The organism is Pseudomonas sp. Root71 (assembly GCF_001429045.1).
In the GTDB taxonomy this organism is placed as follows: Bacteria; Pseudomonadota; Gammaproteobacteria; order Pseudomonadales; family Pseudomonadaceae; genus Aquipseudomonas; species Aquipseudomonas monachiensis.
The window spans coordinates 442,473-460,218 of the sequence record NZ_LMHY01000029.1; the positions used below are offsets into that span (position 1 = coordinate 442,473).

A 17,746-nucleotide genomic window follows, 5' to 3' on the forward strand; every position below is an offset into this window, starting at 1 on the left:
TTCCAGGGTTGCCCGAAGTGGCGACCCGTACTGCGCAGATCCATGGCATAACTCGTTGATTTGTTGTAAGCCAATGCATGGCACTGAGCCTGCAGCGGCGAGCTTCGTTGGTCCTGACGAAGTTTCACCAGAAAAAGGAATCAGGCTTCTCATGGGCGAACTGGCCAAAGAAATCCTCCCGGTCAATATCGAAGACGAGCTGAAGCAGTCCTACCTCGACTACGCGATGAGCGTAATTGTCGGGCGGGCACTGCCGGATGCGCGCGATGGCTTGAAGCCCGTGCACCGGCGCGTGCTGTTCGCGATGAGCGAGCTGGGCAACGACTTCAACAAGCCGTACAAGAAATCTGCCCGTGTTGTCGGTGACGTGATCGGTAAGTATCACCCGCACGGTGATACCGCGGTGTACGACACCATCGTTCGGATGGCGCAGCCATTCTCCCTGCGCTACCTGCTGGTAGACGGCCAGGGCAACTTCGGTTCGGTGGACGGCGACAACGCCGCGGCCATGCGATACACCGAAGTGCGCATGACCAAGCTGGCGCACGAGCTGCTGGCTGACTTGCATAAAGAAACCGTGGACTGGGTGCCGAACTACGACGGCACCGAAATGATCCCGGCGGTCATGCCGACCCGTATTCCCAACCTGCTGGTCAACGGCTCCAGCGGTATCGCCGTGGGCATGGCGACCAACATTCCGCCGCACAACCTCGGTGAAGTCATCGACGGTTGCCTGGCGCTCATCGACAACCCGGAACTGACTGTCGACGAGCTGATGCAATATATCCCCGGTCCGGACTTCCCGACCGCCGCGATCATCAACGGTCGCGCCGGCATCATTGAAGCCTATCGCACCGGTCGCGGTCGCATTTACATGCGCGCCCGCTCGATGATCGAAGATATTGACAAGGTCGGTGGCCGCCAGCAAATCGTCATCACCGAACTCCCTTACCAGCTGAACAAGGCGCGTCTGATCGAGAAGATCGCCGAGCTGGTAAAAGAGAAGAAGCTTGAGGGCATCACCGAACTGCGCGACGAGTCCGACAAGGACGGTATGCGCGTCGTGATCGAGTTGCGTCGCGGCGAAGTGCCTGAGGTCATCCTCAACAACCTCTACGCCCAGACCCAGCTGCAAGCGGTGTTCGGTATCAACATCGTTGCGCTGATCGACGGCCGTCCGCGGATCCTGAACCTCAAGGACCTGCTGGAAGCCTTCGTCCGTCACCGTCGCGAAGTGGTAACCCGTCGTACCGTGTTCGAACTACGTAAAGCACGCGAACGTGGTCACATCCTTGAAGGTCAAGCGGTTGCCCTGTCGAACATCGACCCGGTCATCGCCCTGATCAAGGCCTCGCCAACCCCGTCGGAAGCCAAGGAAGCGCTGATCAGCACCCCTTGGGAATCCTCGGCCGTGGTGGCAATGGTCGAGCGTGCCGGCGCCGATTCGTGCCGTCCGGAAAACCTCGATCCGCAATACGGCCTGCGCGATGGCAAGTACTTCCTGTCGCCAGAACAGGCGCAAGCCATTCTGGAACTGCGTCTGCACCGCCTGACCGGTCTGGAACACGAAAAACTGCTGGCCGAGTATCAAGAGATCCTCAACCAGATCGGCGAGCTGATCCGCATCCTCAACAGCGCCACGCGCCTGATGGAAGTGATCCGCGAAGAGCTGGAAGTGATTCGCGCCGAATACGGCGACGTGCGTCGTACCGAAATCCTCGATGCCCGTCTCGACCTGACCCTGGGTGACATGATCCCGGAAGAAGAGCGCGTCGTGACCATTTCCCACGGTGGCTACGCCAAGACCCAGCCGCTGGCTGCGTACCAGGCCCAGCGTCGTGGTGGTAAAGGCAAGTCGGCGACCGGCGTCAAGGATGAGGACTACATCGCTCACCTGCTGGTTGCCAACAGCCACACCACGTTGCTGCTGTTCTCCAGCAAGGGCAAGGTGTACTGGCTGAAAACCTACGAAATCCCTGAAGCGTCCCGCGCTGCCCGTGGTCGTCCGCTGGTCAACCTGTTGCCGCTGGATGACGGTGAGTACATCACCACCATGCTGCCGGTCGAGGAATACACCGAAGGTCACTACATCTTCATGGCTACCGCCAACGGCACCGTGAAGAAGACCCCGCTGGAATCCTTCAGTCGTCAACGCAGTGTCGGCCTGATCGCACTGGAGCTGGACGAAGGCGACGTGCTGATTTCCGCGGCCATCACCGATGGCGAGCGTGAAGTGATGCTGTTCTCCGACGGCGGCAAGGTCACCCGCTTCAAGGAATCCGACGTTCGCGCCATGGGCCGTACCGCCCGTGGTGTGCGCGGCATGCGTCTGCCGGAAGGCCAGAAGCTGATTTCCATGCTGATCCCGGAAGAAGGCAGCCAGATCCTCACCGCTTCGGCGCGTGGCTATGGCAAGCGCACGGCGATCACCGAGTTCCCTGAGTACAAGCGTGGCGGTCAGGGCGTTATCGCCATGGTCAGCAACGAACGTAACGGCCGTCTGGTCGGTGCGGTCCAGGTGCTCGACGGCGAGGAAATCATGCTGATTTCCGACCAGGGCACCCTGGTGCGCACCCGTGTCGACGAAGTGTCCAGCCTGGGTCGTAACACCCAGGGCGTGACCCTGATCAAACTGGCCAACGACGAAACACTGGTCGGGCTGGAGCGGGTTCAGGAGCCGTCGGAAGTCGAGGGTGAAGAACTCGAAGGCGAAGAGGGTGAAGGGTTTGTCGGTGAAGTCGTGATCGACGACGTTGCCGAAGACCAGCAACTCGACGCTGCCGCTGACGAAGAGCCACAGGAATAAGCGGGTAAGCAGGGGGCGGATGAAAATTCGCCCCCTTGTTGTTTGTCCTCAAGGAACTGTGGAATTGATTTTAATGTAGGAGCTGTCGAGCGAAGCGAGGCTGCGATCTCTTGATCTGGCTCTTGCTATCACTTGGCATTAAAAGATCGCAGCCTCGCTCTGCTCGACAGCTCCTACAGATTTACTGCGTGATACCACCAAATCAGAGCGAGATTGGATGTGAGCAAGAGAGCCTATAACTTCTGTGCCGGTCCTGCGGCGCTTCCCGAAGCTGTCCTGCAGCGCGCCCAGGGTGAACTCCTCGACTGGCACGGCAAGGGTCTGTCGGTCATGGAAATGAGCCATCGCAGCGATGAGTTCGTGTCCATTGCCACCAAGGCCGAGCAGGATCTGCGTGATCTGCTGAATATCCCCTCGAACTATAAAGTGCTGTTTCTGCAAGGTGGCGCCAGCCAGCAATTCGCTCAGATTCCTCTGAACCTGTTGCCGGAAAACGGCTCGGCCGACTATATCGACACCGGTATCTGGTCGCAGAAAGCCATCGAAGAAGCGTCGCGCTACGGCAATGTCAATGTTGCCGGCACCGCCAAGCCTTACGACTATTTCGCCATTCCGGGCCAGAACGAATGGACGCTGTCGAAAGACGCGGCCTACGTTCACTACGCGCCGAACGAAACCATCGGCGGTCTGGAGTTCCAGTGGATCCCGGAAACAGGCGATGTTCCGCTGGTCGCCGACATGTCCTCGGACATCCTGTCGCGCCCGGTGGATGTGTCGCGCTTCGGCATGATCTACGCCGGCGCCCAGAAAAACATCGGCCCGAGTGGCATTGTCGTCAACATCGTTCGCGAAGACCTGTTGGGCAAGGCCCGTTCCCTGTGCCCGACCATGCTCAATTACAAGGTCGCGGCCGATAACGGCTCGATGTACAACACTCCGCCGACCCTGGCCTGGTATCTGTCCGGCCTGGTGTTCGAGTGGCTCAAGGAGCAGGGCGGCGTCGAGGCCATCGGCAAGCTCAATGAAGTCAAGCAGCGCACGCTGTACGGCTTCATTGATGCCAGCGGCCTGTACAGCAACCCGATCAACAAGTCGGACCGCTCGTGGATGAACGTACCGTTCCGCCTGGCTGATGATCGCCTGGACAAGCCATTCCTGGCCGGTGCCGACGAGCGTGGCCTGTTGAACCTCAAGGGGCACCGTTCCGTGGGCGGCATGCGCGCCTCCATCTATAACGCCGTCGACATCAACGCCGTCAACGCGTTGATTTCGTACATGGCAGAGTTCGAGAAGGAACACGGCTAATGTCTGAGCAAGAACTCAAGGCACTGCGCCTGCGCATTGATGCCCTGGACGAAAAGGTCCTGGAGCTGATCAGTGAGCGTGCGCGCTGCGCCCAGGAAGTCGCGCGGGTAAAGATGGCCTCGCTGGCCGAAGGCGAAGTGCCGGTGTTCTATCGTCCTGAGCGTGAAGCTCAGGTGCTCAAGCGAGTCATGGAGCGCAACCAGGGGCCGCTGGGCAATGAAGAGATGGCGCGGTTGTTCCGCGAAATCATGTCTTCGTGCCTGGCGCTCGAGCAGCCGCTGAAAGTGGCCTACCTCGGCCCTGAAGGTACGTTCACCCAGGCGGCGGCCATGAAACACTTCGGCCACGCGGTGATCAGCAAGCCGATGGCGGCGATCGATGAAGTGTTCCGTGAAGTGGCGGCGGGGGCGGTGAATTTTGGCGTGGTGCCGGTGGAGAACTCCACCGAAGGCGCGGTCAACCACACCCTCGACAGCTTCCTTGAACACGACATGGTGATCTGCGGCGAAGTCGAACTGCGTATCCACCATCACCTGTTGGTCGGTGAAAACACCAAGACCGACAGCATTAGCCGCATCTACTCCCACGCCCAGTCCCTGGCCCAGTGCCGCAAGTGGCTGGACGCCCATTACCCGAATGTCGAGCGCGTGGCGGTGTCCAGCAACGCCGAAGCGGCCAAGCGGGTCAAGGGTGAGTGGAACTCGGCGGCGATCGCCGGCGACATGGCGGCCGGCCTGTATGGCTTGACCCGTCTGGCTGAAAAAATCGAGGACCGTCCGGATAACTCCACGCGCTTCCTCATGATCGGCAACCAGGAAGTGCCGCCGACCGGCGACGACAAGACCTCGATCATCGTTTCGATGAGCAACAAGCCGGGTGCGCTTCACGAGTTGCTGGTGCCGTTCCACGACAATGGCATCGACCTGACGCGAATCGAGACTCGTCCATCGCGCAGCGGTAAATGGACCTACGTGTTCTTCATCGACTTCGTCGGCCACCACCGCGACCCGCTGGTCAAGGGTGTGCTGGAAAAGATCAGTCAGGAAGCAGTGGCACTCAAGGTGCTGGGTTCCTACCCGAAAGCAGTTCTTTAAGGGGCGGTAGCAAATGAGTGGCAATTTCCTCGCTCTGGCACAGCCGGGCGTGCAACAACTTTCGCCTTATGTTCCGGGCAAACCCGTGGACGAACTGGCGCGTGAGCTGGACCTCGATCCAGCCAGCATCGTCAAACTGGCGAGCAACGAAAACCCGCTGGGTGCCGGCCCCAAGGCGCTGGCGGCGATCCGCGATGCGTTGGCCGAGCTGACCCGTTATCCGGACGGCAACGGTTTTGCCCTCAAGAGCCTGCTGGCCGAGCAGTGCCGCGTCGAACTCGACCAAGTCACGCTGGGCAACGGTTCCAACGACATCCTGGAGCTGGTCGCGCGTGCCTATCTGGCGCCGGGCCTGAATGCCGTGTTCAGCGAGCATGCGTTCGCGGTCTACCCGATTGCCACTCAGGCGGTCGGCGCCCAGGCCAAGGTGGTTCCAGCCAAGGATTGGGGGCATGACCTGCCTGCCATGCTGGCGGCGATCGATGCCAACACCCGCGTGGTGTTCATCGGCAACCCGAACAACCCGACCGGGACCTGGTTCGACGCCGAGGCGCTGGACGAATTCCTGCAGGATGTGCCGGAGCATGTGCTGGTCGTGCTGGACGAGGCTTACATCGAATACGCCGAAGGCAGCGATCTGCCGGATGGCCTGGACTTCCTGGCGGCTTATCCGAACCTGCTGGTTTCCCGTACCTTCTCCAAGGCCTATGGCCTGGCTGCGCTGCGCGTGGGTTATGGCTTGTCCACGGCGGTGGTTGCAGACGTGCTGAACCGTGTGCGCCAGCCGTTCAACGTCAACAGCCTGGCCCTGGCCGCGGCCTGTGCGGCGTTGAAGGACGAAGAGTATCTGGCGCAAAGCCGTCAGTTGAACGAGTCCGGCATGCGGCAGCTGGAAGCCGGTTTCCGTGAGCTGGGGCTGAGCTGGATCCCGTCCAGGGGCAATTTCATCTGCGTCGATCTCGGTCAGGTCGCGGCCCCGGTGTTCCAGGGCTTGCTTCGTGAAGGCGTGATCGTGCGCCCGGTGGCCAACTACGGCATGCCGAACCACCTGCGCATCACCATTGGCCTGCCGGCAGAGAACAGCCGCTTCCTTGAAGCGCTGACCAAGGTTCTGGCTCGTGGTTGATGTCACTGCGCTGCAATCTGCCGGACCTATGATCGGTCGCCTGGTGGTGGTCGGCCTCGGATTGATCGGCGGTTCGTTTGCCAAGGGTTTGCGTGAAAGCGGTCTGTGCCGCGAAGTGGTCGGGGTCGATCTCGATCCTCAATCGCGCAAGCTCGCGGTCGAGTTGGGTGTGGTGGATCGCTGCGAGGAGGACCTGGGCGTTGCTTGTCAGGGTGCCGACGTCATCCAGCTGGCGGTGCCGATCCTGGCCATGGAAAAATTGCTCGTGCGTCTGGCGGGCATGGATCTGGGGCAGGCGATCCTGACCGATGTCGGCAGTGCCAAGGGCAATGTGGTGCGTGCGGCCACCGAAGCATTTGGCAAGATGCCGTCATGTTTCGTGCCGGGGCACCCGATTGCCGGTTCCGAGCAGAGCGGGGTGGAAGCCTCCAATGCCGAACTGTTCCGTCGCCATAAAGTGATCCTGACGCCGCTGGATCAGACCGATCCCGCAGCCCTGGCGCTGGTCGACCGTTTGTGGCGCGAGTTGGGTGCCGATGTCGAGCACATGCAGGTCGAACGTCACGACGAAGTGCTGGCCGCGACCAGCCATCTGCCGCACTTGCTGGCGTTCGGCCTGGTCGACTCGTTGGCCAAGCGCAATGAAAATCTTGAGATCTTCCGTTACGCTGCGGGCGGTTTCCGTGATTTCACAAGAATCGCCGGAAGCGACCCGGTCATGTGGCACGACATCTTCCTCGCCAACCGTGAAGCTGTCCTGCGCACACTCGATACATTTCGCAGCGATCTCGACGCCTTGCGCGACGCGGTCGATGCAGGGGATGGGCACCAATTGTTGGGCGTTTTCACTCGCGCCCGGGTTGCCCGCGAGCATTTCAGTAAAATCCTGGCCCGCAGGGCCTATGTGGACGCTATGAATTCCAACGATCTGATTTTCCTGGCTCAACCTGGTGGCCGCCTTTCCGGTCGGATTCGCGTACCAGGCGACAAATCGATTTCCCACCGTTCGATCATGCTTGGCTCCCTGGCCGAAGGCGTCACCGAAGTCGAAGGTTTCCTGGAGGGCGAAGATGCCCTGGCGACCTTGCAGGCGTTCCGTGACATGGGCGTGGTCATCGAAGGTCCACACCACGGTCGCGTGACCATTCACGGCGTTGGCCTGCATGGCCTGAAGCCGGCACCGGGCCCGATCTACCTGGGCAACTCCGGTACTTCGATGCGTCTGCTGTCCGGCCTGCTGGCTGCGCAGAACTTCGACAGCACCCTGACCGGCGACGCTTCGCTGTCCAAGCGCCCGATGAATCGCGTGGCCAATCCGCTGCGTGAAATGGGCGCAGTGATCGAAACCGCCGCCGAAGGTCGTCCACCGATGACCATTCGTGGTGGCCATAAACTCAAGGGCCTGACCTACACCATGCCGATGGCCAGTGCCCAGGTTAAGTCCTGCCTGCTGTTGGCCGGTCTGTATGCCGAAGGCAAGACCACGGTCACCGAGCCTGCTCCGACCCGCGACCATACCGAGCGCATGCTGCGCGGCTTCGGCTACCCGGTAACGGTCAATGGCGCAACCGCATCGGTCGAGTCTGGCAACAAGCTGACCGCGACCCACATTGAAGTCCCGGGTGATATTTCGTCCTCGGCGTTCTTCCTGGTGGCGGCATCGATTGCCGAAGGTTCGGAGCTGGTGCTGGAACACGTCGGCATCAACCCGACCCGTACCGGTGTGATCGACATCCTGCGCCTGATGGGCGCCGACATCACCCTGGAAAACCAGCGTGAAGTGGGTGGCGAGCCCGTGGCTGACTTGCGCGTACGTGCAGCTAAACTCAAGGGTATCGAGATTCCCGAGGCGCTGGTTCCGCTGGCGATCGACGAGTTCCCGGTGTTGTTCGTCGCCGCCGCCTGTGCCGAAGGGCGCACAGTGTTACGTGGCGCCGAAGAGTTGCGGGTCAAGGAATCGGATCGTATCCAGGTCATGGCTGATGGCTTGCTGGCATTGGGCGTCAAGTGCGAGCCAACCCCGGATGGCATCATCATCGACGGAGGCCAGATCGGCGGCGGTGAAGTGCACGGTCATGGTGATCACCGTATCGCCATGGCGTTCAGCGTTGCTTCGCTGCGCGCCAGTGCGCCGATCCGCATTCATGATTGCGCCAACGTCGCGACGTCGTTCCCGAACTTCCTGGCGCTGTGCGCACAGGTCGGTATTCGCGTGGCACAAGAGGCACAGTCGTGAACAACATTGCACCGGTCATCACCATCGATGGACCAAGCGGTTCGGGCAAGGGCACGGTAGCCGGGATTCTGGCCAAGCGCCTGGGCTGGAACCTGCTGGACTCCGGTGCGTTGTACCGATTGCTGGCCTTCGCCGCGCATAACCACGGTGTCGACCTGACCAATGAAGAGCTGCTGAAGAAACTCGCCGCTCATCTGGATGTGCAGTTCATCGCCGCGACGGACGGTCAGTTGCAACGCATCATTCTGGAAGGTGATGAAGTCAGCGATGTCATTCGCACCGAAAGCGTCGGTTCCGGCGCTTCCCAGGTGGCTGCCCTGCCGGCTGTACGCGAGGCGCTGCTGCAACGCCAGCGGGCTTTTCAGGAAGCGCCGGGCCTTGTGGCGGACGGTCGCGACATGGGCACAGTGGTATTTCCCGACGCGCCGCTGAAGATTTTTCTGACGGCCAGCGCCGAGGAGCGGGCACGCCGCCGATATTTGCAGTTGAAGGGCAAAGTCGAGGGTGTTAGTCTGTCGAGTCTGCTAGATGAGATACGTGCGCGCGATGAGCGTGACACCCAGCGAGCGGTAGCCCCGCTCAAACCGGCGGCTGACGCCATACAGCTGGATTCCACGGAATTATCCATCGACCAGGTGCTGGAACGCATCATGAGCGAGATCGCCATTCGCGATATCGCCGGGTGACCAAGAAGGTCGCAGGGGACCAGTCATAGTCCTGCGGTGGCTTCTTTTAAATGAAACTAACCCACACCGTCTGGGGTGTGGAGATGGGCGTATTCTTCGCCCTCATCAACAGGAATTAAAATGAGCGAAAGCTTTGCGGAACTCTTTGAAGAAAGCCTAAAAACCCTGAACCTTCAGGCAGGCTCCATCATCACCGGTGTTATCGTTGATATCGATTACCAGGCTCGCTGGGTAACCGTTCACGCTGGCCTGAAGTCTGAAGCACTCATCCCGCTTGAGCAGTTCTACAACGACGCTGGCGAACTGAACATCAACGTCGGTGACGAAGTTCACGTTGCTCTGGACTCGGTTGAAGACGGCTTTGGCGAAACCAAGCTGTCCCGTGAAAAAGCCAAGCGCGCTGAATGCTGGATTGTTCTGGAAGCAGCCTTCGCAGCCGAAGAAGTGGTCAAGGGCGTTATCAACGGTAAGGTTAAAGGCGGCTTCACTGTCGACGTTAACGGCATCCGTGCGTTCCTGCCAGGTTCTCTGGTTGACGTCCGTCCAGTGCGCGACACCACGCACCTGGAAGGCAAAGAGCTGGAATTCAAGGTCATCAAGCTGGACCAGAAGCGCAACAACGTTGTCGTTTCCCGTCGTAGCGTCCTGGAAGCCGAGAACTCCGCCGAGCGCGAAGCTCTGCTGGAATCCCTGCAGGAAGGCCAACAAGTCAAAGGTATCGTCAAGAACCTCACCGATTACGGCGCATTCGTCGATCTGGGTGGCGTCGATGGCCTGCTGCACATTACCGACATGGCTTGGAAGCGTATCAAGCATCCTTCCGAAATCGTCAACGTTGGCGACGAGATCGATGTCAAGGTTCTGAAGTACGATCGCGAGCGCAATCGTGTTTCCCTGGGCCTGAAGCAGCTGGGCGAAGATCCATGGGTTGCTATCAAAGCCCGTTACCCAGAAAGCACTCGCGTTACCGCGCGTGTAACCAACCTGACCGACTACGGCTGCTTCGCTGAGCTGGAAGAAGGCGTTGAAGGTCTGGTACACGTTTCTGAAATGGACTGGACCAACAAGAACATCCACCCTTCGAAAGTCGTACAAGTCGGCGACGAAGTGGAAGTTATGGTTCTGGACATCGACGAAGAGCGTCGTCGTATCTCCCTGGGCATCAAGCAGTGCAAATCTAACCCATGGGAAGATTTCTCTGGCCAGTTCAACAAGGGCGATAAAATCTCCGGCACCATCAAGTCGATCACCGATTTCGGTATCTTCATTGGTCTGGACGGCGGCATCGACGGCCTGGTTCACCTGTCCGACATCTCCTGGAACGAAGTGGGCGAAGAAGCCGTTCGCCGCTTCAAGAAAGGCGACGAACTGGACACCGTTATCCTGTCGGTTGACCCAGAGCGCGAGCGCATCTCCCTGGGTATCAAGCAACTGGAAAGCGATCCGTTCTCCGAGTACGTTCAAGAGAACGACAAAGGCGCCATCGTTAAAGGCATCGTGAAGGAAGTTGACGCTAAAGGCGCCATCATCACTCTGGCCGACGATATCGAAGCGACTCTGAAAGCCTCCGAAATCAGCCGTGACCGCGTTGAAGACGCGCGCAACGTTCTGAAAGAAGGCGAAGAAGTAGAAGCCAAGATCATCAGCGTTGACCGCAAGAGCCGTGTAATTCAGCTCTCGATCAAGTCGAAAGACGTTGAAGACGAGAAAGAAGCAATCCAGAGCCTGCGCGACAAGCCAGTAGCTACTGATGCTCCTGTGGCCACCACTCTGGGTGACCTGCTGCGTGCACAAATGGAAAAGCAGAACTAAGTTCTGACTTTCTGTAAAAAAGGGCGACTTCGGTCGCCCTTTTTTGTGCCTGGCGTTTGGTGGATAACCTGCGGATGTAGTTGCTTGGGGTGTGAACCAAAAATATCGAGAGAAGGTCTGAATGTTTAGTCGGATCAAACGCTTATTTGCAGCTAGGCTTTAGCCTGAGGTTGATGATCGCCCGATAGGCTTTCTGGCAAAAGGACGTGAATGAACAAGCTCATTGTCGCAGTAGCAGTGCTGGCATTGGCGGGTTGTACCACCAACGCCAAAACTCACGTAGTGCGTGGGGTTAGCGGTATTGAGGTCGATTGTTCGGGGCTAGGTTCGAAGTGGGAGAAGTGTTACAAGCGTGCAGCCAAGGAATGTAAGGGGGTGGGCTACCAAGTGGTAGCAAGGTCTGATGATCTCAAGGAAGGGGAGGAGGAGGGAGGGCTTTTTGGGTTCAACCCGGCAGGTTTCCTGACGCGCACCCTGTTGGTGATTTGCCGGTGAGAGGGTGATCGCCCAGAGTCTTCCTGATCCAGGAATCAAGCATTTCGGGGGGCTGGGATGGATGGCAAAACTCAGGCTGTTCAAAATCGCGCAGGCGTGCTAAAACCTTTGAAGCGCTGATCTAGCTGCTTGAAAAAGAAGGGAAAAATATGACGAAGTCGGAGTTGATCGAACGAATTGTCACCCATCAAGGGCTGCTCTCATCCAAGGATGTGGAGTTGGCCATCAAGACCATGCTTGAGCAAATGTCCCAATGTCTGGCTACCGGGGATCGGATCGAGATCCGGGGGTTTGGCAGCTTCTCTCTGCACTACCGTGCGCCGCGGGTAGGGCGCAATCCGAAAACCGGCCAGTCTGTAAGTCTCGACGGCAAGTTCGTTCCGCATTTCAAGCCGGGTAAAGAGCTGCGTGATCGTGTAAATGAGGATGAGGAGGGTGTAGGTGGCGATGAGTTGGCGAGATAAGAGTCGCATCAAGCGGTTCATGATTACCGGGCTTGTCTTGTTAACATCAGTTGCATGCCTGCTCTTCGTGCTGGAAAACCAGCAGCTTGTTGTCGTTTCCTTCCTCGGTTTTTCTTCACCTCAACTACAGATCTCGATGTTCGGAGTCGCGTCGTTCCTGGTGGGGATGATCTTTGGTGGTGGGGTTGTGGTGGCTCATTTTCTGGGGGGCAGGAGGCGTGGGCGATAGGCTGGGTATTGATTTGTTTTATATTTTTTAATGCGCTCGATCTAGTATGTAATACAGTATTTTGCGAGAGCAGATAAGGGGGGACTCCTTTGTCTGCTTGGTTTGCGTTGATGTTTCTCAAGTGGTCTAGCATGTGTAGTTAATGTAACCGCTTAAGTAAAAAAGGTTAACAAAATATGCGTGTCGATTCAAAAATAAATAGTAACTCGGAATATTTTGATTTTCAGAAGTTTGTTCGTGCGATTTTTCGACAAAAACTTGTTGTTATTGGATTTACTATATTAGGTGCTGCTCTCGCAGCGAGCTATGCTTTCCTTGCTACACCCGTTTATGAGGCGAAGGCTTTTGTGATGCCGCCGTCTCAGAATGACATATCAAACTTTAACTATGGTCGAATGAAAGAGTCGGAGTTGGTTCCTTACACTGTTAAGGATGTCTATGATATCTACACGCGATATTTGCAAGCGGAGTCGCTCCGTCTAGAGTTTTTTAGCAAAATTTATGTGCCGAGTTTGTCCGCGCAGGAGCGGGAAAAGTCCCGGAATGTCCTGTATTCGACGTTCTCTCAGGTGCTGCGTGTGGTTCCGCCGCTTAGGGAGACCTCTGACAGGTATTCGGTTGTCGTGCAGACTAGTGATCCACAGAAGGCCAAAGAGTGGGTTGGGGCATATGTTGCACGGGCCGGTGAATTGGCGAAGAACGAAATGATCAAGAACGTTTCAATTGAGTCTGAGGTTCGGGCTCGTAATCTGGAGCAGCAGATAAGTTCTGCCAGGGGCAAAAGCAGCAAGGCCAGAGAGGATTCGATCGCTAGATTGAGTGAGGCGCTGCGGATCGCTGAGTCAATCGGTCTGGAGAAACCGCCCTCGATCACGGTGAGTCAATCTGTAATTGCGGGTGGAGAGGCGGGTCAGCTTACGTACATGCGTGGCTCGAAAGCGCTAAAGGCGGAAATTGAAAGTTTGCAGGCTCGCAAGTCCGATGACCCCTTTACGGAGCATTTGCGTGATCTTCAGGATCGATACTATTTCTTTAAGGAATTAAAAACAGAGCCGGCATCGGTATCTGTCTATCGGCAAGACGGGGCAGTGGAGTTGCCGGACAGCCCGGTGAAACCTAACAAAGTGCTGATCCTTATATTGGGTGTTATTGGGGGGCTTATCACAGGCGTTGCTTTTGTATTGCTTCGTGGACTCTTAGCGGTAAAATCTGAATAGCTGAATTTCAGTTCTTTGTCTGATTTTTATAAGTGACGTATCGCCCATGGAAGGGCCTTTTATCTGCGGGCTAAGCGTTGTGTCGATCCGGTTAGCCAGGTCAGGGCGGTTTCTTCTTGAGGTTGTGGCTGCGATCACCTTCCTGCTGTCAGTTCTGATAAGGTTTTTTCCTTGAAGAGGAAATCCATTTTGTCGGATTTTGCATGTTTTTTCAGGTGCGGGGTTGAGTAGTTGCCCGGTATCGTGATAGGCAGGTCTCGCTCGAAAAATAGCTGTTGCGTTGCGATGGCTTGTCTTGCTGCGGTGGCTCTCAATGCATGCGGAAGGGGGAGGGGGCTCCTTCTTGGCTTTCTGAAAATTGTTATGGCTCCATTAGGCGCTTTCGGTATAATTTCTGGTTTACGCAGCCGTGATTTTCGTTTCTATGGCGCAAGATTTGGCGCGCTTTTTACGATCGACTTAATATTGATGAATGGCAAGGGAAAACAATGCTTAAACTCGAAGATGTAAAGTTGGCCATAGTGGGTCTCGGTTATGTGGGCTTGCCGCTGGCGGTTGAGTTTGGCAAAAAAATGCAAGTGGTCGGATTTGATATCAGTCAGCGTCGAATCGAAGCGCTAAAGGCCGGTCATGACGCTACTCTTGAAGTATCTGATTGTGAGTTGCGCTCTGCATCTGCTTTGAGTTTTAGCTCTGTGCTGGAAGAATTGTCTGCCTGCAATATATTTATTGTTACCGTTCCAACCCCGATTGATGAGCATAAGAGACCGGATCTGACTCCTTTGATTAAAGCCAGTGAGTCGATTGGTCGTGTTTTGAAAAAGGGCGATATCGTTATTTATGAGTCAACGGTCTATCCAGGTGCTACTGAGGAAGATTGTGTTCCTGTGCTGGAGAAAGTATCCGGACTGAAGTTCAATGTTGATTTTTATGCAGGCTATAGCCCTGAGCGTATAAATCCTGGCGATAAAGAGCATCGTGTTACTACCATCAAGAAAGTAACTGCCGGGTCCACTCCAGAGGTTGCTGACCTGGTCGATGCTTTGTATAACACAATCATTATTGCCGGGACTCATAAGGCCAAGAGTATCAAGGTTGCCGAAGCGGCAAAGGTTATTGAGAACACGCAGCGCGACTTGAACATTGCCCTGATCAATGAGTTGGCACTTATTTTTAATAAAATGGGTATCGATACTGAGGCGGTTCTGGAAGCAGCGGGAACGAAGTGGAACTTCCTGCCTTTCCGTCCAGGGCTGGTCGGTGGTCACTGCATCGGTGTGGACCCCTATTATCTGACTCACAAAGCACAGTCCATTGGTTATCACCCCGAGATCATTTTAGCGGGACGTCGTTTGAATGACAGCATGGGTGCCTATGTGGTCTCTCAACTAGTCAAGGCGATGCTGAAGCGCAAAATCCATGTTGATGGTGCTCGCGTCCTGATCATGGGATTGACGTTCAAAGAAAACTGCCCGGACCTGCGTAACACCAAAATCATCGATATTGTGAATGAACTCGCTGAATTCAATATTGTTGTTGACGTTTATGATCCGTGGGTAGATGCGGCAGAGGCAATGCACGAGTATTCAATCACTCCTATCGGCCAGCCACAGGTTAATTCTTACGACGGTATCATTCTGGCTGTCGCGCATAATGAATTCTCTGCAATGGGGGCTGAACAGATTCGGAGCCTGGGTAAGGCAGAGCACGTTCTCTATGACCTTAAGTACCTGCTGGATGCCTCTCAATCAGATTTGCGTCTCTGAATCTCAGGGTCAGTAATGACCCTGATTCGTTACCGCCGGAAAAATTCAAGTCGAGAACTACATGACCCGTTTCGAAGAAGTTAAAGCTGAAATTCAACAATCCCCAAAGGTTTGGCTGGTGACGGGGGTAGCCGGATTTATTGGCTCCAATTTATTGGAGACACTGCTGCAATTAGATCAGCGGGTTGTAGGTCTCGATAACTTTGCAACAGGGCACCAGCGTAATCTCGATGAAGTGCAGTCGGTAGTGAGTCCTGAGCAATGGGCGCGGTTCGCACTGGTAAAAGGCGATATCAGAAACATTGACGATTGCAGGAATGCGATGATTTTTCCTGCGGCCACTGACATTCCGGTGGACTACGTTTTGCATCAGGCTGCATTAGGCTCTGTTCCTCGCTCTATCAATGACCCCATTACAACGAACAGCACCAATATCGACGGTTTTTTGAACATGTTGGTTGCGGCAAAGGACGCGAAAGTAAAAAGTTTTACTTATGCCGCGTCCAGTTCTACCTATGGGGATCATCCTGGGCTTCCCAAGGTTGAAGGTGTGATTGGCAAGCCGCTTTCCCCTTATGCGGTCACGAAGTATGTAAATGAGTTGTATGCTGAGGTTTTTTCCAGCACATACGGTTTCAATACCATTGGCCTTCGCTATTTTAACGTCTTTGGCAAGCGTCAGGATCCAAATGGCGCTTACGCCGCCGTGATTCCTAAGTGGACAGCCGCCATGATCAATAACGAAGAAGTTTTCGTTAATGGTGATGGTGAAACCAGTCGAGACTTTTGTTTTGTAGAGAACGCAGTTCAGGCCAATATACTGGCAGCCTGTGCCAGCCCGGAAGCAAAGAATAATGTCTACAACGTCGCCGTCGGTGACAGGACGACATTGAATCAGGTTTTTGCCTGTATCAAGGATGCTTTGGCTCGCGTTGATGTCAAGTCTACCTCGGATATGGTCTATCGGGACTTCCGTGCAGGTGACGTAAGGCACTCGCAGGCAAATATTGATAAGGCAAAGAACCTGTTGGGCTACAAGCCGCTTTTCAATGTTGGTGAAGGTATGTTGAAAGCAGCAAATTGGTACGTCTCGTTCTTTGCAAGAAGTTAAAATCAGTGATTAAAGAGATCTGCGCAATCACTGTTCTTGCAAACAAGCTTTGTATGTTTGTCTTGCTGTTTAGTTTGGCGCGAATTTTAGGCGTTGAACTGTATGGCGTATTCTCGTACCACTATGCGATCGTAACAGGTATCGCGACAGTGGTAGGGGAGTGCTTGAGTGTCGCGTTGAGTCGCTACGCGGTCTTGAATGCCGAAAAAGTAAATTACAAGACTTCCTTGGGGCTCATGTCATGGGGCGGCATCGTTGTAGGTGCCCTCTGTGTGATCGTGTTTATAGTTTTTCCGGCGCCTGCTTCCTCGTACGAAATGAGTTCTGGTTATTTACTGATCGGAGCATTCTTTCTAGGTTTCGCTTGTGTTTGCAATTTGACTATAACCGGTCTGATGTTCTCCCTTAATACCTCAGGGAAGTGGGCTGCCGCATTGGCGGTTCATGGGCTGCTTGGGTTGTTGCTGGTGGTTTCCATTGCGAAGATTGGAGGAGAAATAGAGGGTGTCATTCTAACCCTTGCAATTTGTACGTTAATCGCTCCTGCATTTGGTTTTTTTACCATAAAGAAAAGCAAGTTCAGTCATGAGGAGCGGGGACGAGAGTCTTCCTCCTTCCGACAAATGATGGCATTGCTTTCGCGTTCAGGGGCGCCGACTGTCGCCGGAAGCATGCTTCTCGGGGCTCCTGTCCATATTGTTTGCCTGATGATCTTTGCCAACTCAAGCTTGAATGTGTCTGAGGTTGGCTATTTCAATCTGTTTTTTCTTTTTTATATTTTGGTAACTGTGCTGCCAAGCTCACTTACATCCTATGCCATTGTAAAGTTGGCAGGGCGTGGAAATAGTGCCAGCAAATTGTACCTGATGCTCGGGCTATCAATATCAGTTTGTTTGCCTGTGTTTTTGGTTTTGACACAGAGTTATTGGTTGTGTTTGCTTGGTAGTGGCTTTTGTAGCAAAAATGATCTTCTGGCTTACGCAGTATTGGCGGGTGGCATAGGGCTTACGACTACAATCGTCACTCAAATATTGCATAGCAAAAACATGACCAGGGTTGTTTTTCTTGGAAGTTGTTTTTATGCGTTTGTTTATTTGTCAATGACGGTAGTCGCAGGTTTCAAGGGTGATATGTTGGCAATCGATCTTTTCAGGTCCTTTGTGTTGGCGCTAGTAACTCAACTTACCGTGCTGGCGGTCCTGGGTGGCCGTAAGTTGGTGCTATGATAAATGTTTTGGGCGTTAGTTATATTTGTGTGGCGTCCATGACTGAAAGTAATATTGGGGCCAGTGTTGAGTCTGGTTTACGGTTCGGTTGCTTTGTTTTTGTTGGTCAAGGTTAATGGTTATATTATTGGTTTCGACGTGCTTACTTATTTTGCTCACGCAATGTGTTCTGT

At 55.2% G+C, this 17,746-nt stretch carries 13 protein-coding genes; all 13 read left to right on the forward strand.

Translation table 11 applies throughout. The annotated features are described in order from the left end of the window. Positions 1–151 precede the first annotated feature (151 nt). The 13 genes from gyrA to ASD95_RS25900 all read left to right on the forward strand — a co-directional run bounded on the left by gyrA (position 152) and on the right by ASD95_RS25900 (position 17,573). Positions 152–2,806: a DNA gyrase subunit A gene (gene gyrA, locus ASD95_RS25835; RefSeq protein ID WP_056727165.1), complete on the forward strand. Its 2,655-nt coding sequence runs from the start codon at positions 152–154 to the stop codon at positions 2,804–2,806. Between the two features lie 219 nt (positions 2,807–3,025). Continuing rightward, positions 3,026–4,111, forward strand: coding sequence for a 3-phosphoserine/phosphohydroxythreonine transaminase (serC, locus tag ASD95_RS25840; RefSeq protein WP_056727164.1), 1,086 nt, complete (start codon positions 3,026–3,028; stop codon positions 4,109–4,111). Further along, on the forward strand, positions 4,111–5,205 hold the full coding sequence (pheA, locus tag ASD95_RS25845; protein ID WP_007939916.1) for a prephenate dehydratase: 1,095 nt from the start codon (positions 4,111–4,113) through the stop codon (positions 5,203–5,205). Before serC ends, pheA begins: the two co-directional genes overlap by 1 nt. 13 nt (positions 5,206–5,218) lie before the next feature. Continuing rightward, positions 5,219–6,331, forward strand: coding sequence for a histidinol-phosphate transaminase (hisC, locus tag ASD95_RS25850; protein WP_056727163.1), 1,113 nt, complete (start codon positions 5,219–5,221; stop codon positions 6,329–6,331). Positions 6,332–6,359: 28 nt separating this feature from the next. Then, a complete protein-coding gene (locus ASD95_RS25855) occupies positions 6,360–8,567 on the forward strand; it encodes a bifunctional prephenate dehydrogenase/3-phosphoshikimate 1-carboxyvinyltransferase (protein WP_056727162.1) in 2,208 nt (735 codons plus the stop codon). Continuing rightward, entirely contained in the window at positions 8,564–9,253 is a 690-nt protein-coding gene (gene cmk, locus ASD95_RS25860) for a (d)CMP kinase (protein ID WP_007973641.1), read from the forward strand. The genes ASD95_RS25855 and cmk overlap by 4 nt, the downstream gene beginning before the upstream one ends. Before the next feature lie 120 nt (positions 9,254–9,373). Next, entirely contained in the window at positions 9,374–11,065 is a 1,692-nt protein-coding gene (gene rpsA / locus ASD95_RS25865; RefSeq protein ID WP_007973639.1) for a 30S ribosomal protein S1, read from the forward strand. A 210-nt stretch (positions 11,066–11,275) separates the two neighbouring features. After that, complete coding sequence (locus tag ASD95_RS25870; RefSeq protein WP_056727161.1) at positions 11,276–11,560, forward strand: hypothetical protein; 285 nt, start codon at positions 11,276–11,278, stop codon at positions 11,558–11,560. A gap of 149 nt (positions 11,561–11,709) precedes the next feature. Next, on the forward strand, positions 11,710–12,024 hold the full coding sequence (ihfB, locus tag ASD95_RS25875) for an integration host factor subunit beta (RefSeq protein WP_056727160.1): 315 nt from the start codon (positions 11,710–11,712) through the stop codon (positions 12,022–12,024). 405 nt (positions 12,025–12,429) lie between these two features. After that, on the forward strand, positions 12,430–13,470 hold the full coding sequence (locus ASD95_RS25885; protein ID WP_056727158.1) for an LPS O-antigen chain length determinant protein WzzB: 1,041 nt from the start codon (positions 12,430–12,432) through the stop codon (positions 13,468–13,470). Between the two features lie 488 nt (positions 13,471–13,958). Continuing rightward, positions 13,959–15,236, forward strand: a complete 1,278-nt coding sequence (tviB, locus tag ASD95_RS25890) for a Vi polysaccharide biosynthesis UDP-N-acetylglucosamine C-6 dehydrogenase TviB (RefSeq protein WP_056727157.1) — start codon at positions 13,959–13,961, stop codon at positions 15,234–15,236. Positions 15,237–15,297: 61 nt separating this feature from the next. Then, entirely contained in the window at positions 15,298–16,347 is a 1,050-nt protein-coding gene (locus ASD95_RS25895; RefSeq protein WP_056727156.1) for an NAD-dependent epimerase/dehydratase family protein, read from the forward strand. A 5-nt stretch (positions 16,348–16,352) separates the two neighbouring features. Beyond that, on the forward strand, positions 16,353–17,573 hold the full coding sequence (locus ASD95_RS25900; protein WP_056727155.1) for an oligosaccharide flippase family protein: 1,221 nt from the start codon (positions 16,353–16,355) through the stop codon (positions 17,571–17,573). Positions 17,574–17,746: the final 173 nt, after the last annotated feature.

Coding starts and splice junctions, on each gene's coding strand:
- pheA (WP_007939916.1), top strand. CDS start 4,111: ATGTCTGAGCAAGAACTCAAGGCACTGCGCCTGCGCATTGATGCCCTG.
- gyrA (WP_056727165.1), top strand. CDS start 152: ATGGGCGAACTGGCCAAAGAAATCCTCCCGGTCAATATCGAAGACGAG.
- ihfB (WP_056727160.1), top strand. CDS start 11,710: ATGACGAAGTCGGAGTTGATCGAACGAATTGTCACCCATCAAGGGCTG.
- ASD95_RS25895 (WP_056727156.1), top strand. CDS start 15,298: ATGACCCGTTTCGAAGAAGTTAAAGCTGAAATTCAACAATCCCCAAAG.
- rpsA (WP_007973639.1), top strand. CDS start 9,374: ATGAGCGAAAGCTTTGCGGAACTCTTTGAAGAAAGCCTAAAAACCCTG.
- ASD95_RS25870 (WP_056727161.1), top strand. CDS start 11,276: ATGAACAAGCTCATTGTCGCAGTAGCAGTGCTGGCATTGGCGGGTTGT.
- tviB (WP_056727157.1), top strand. CDS start 13,959: ATGCTTAAACTCGAAGATGTAAAGTTGGCCATAGTGGGTCTCGGTTAT.
- hisC (WP_056727163.1), top strand. CDS start 5,219: ATGAGTGGCAATTTCCTCGCTCTGGCACAGCCGGGCGTGCAACAACTT.
- ASD95_RS25885 (WP_056727158.1), top strand. CDS start 12,430: ATGCGTGTCGATTCAAAAATAAATAGTAACTCGGAATATTTTGATTTT.
- ASD95_RS25855 (WP_056727162.1), top strand. CDS start 6,360: ATGATCGGTCGCCTGGTGGTGGTCGGCCTCGGATTGATCGGCGGTTCG.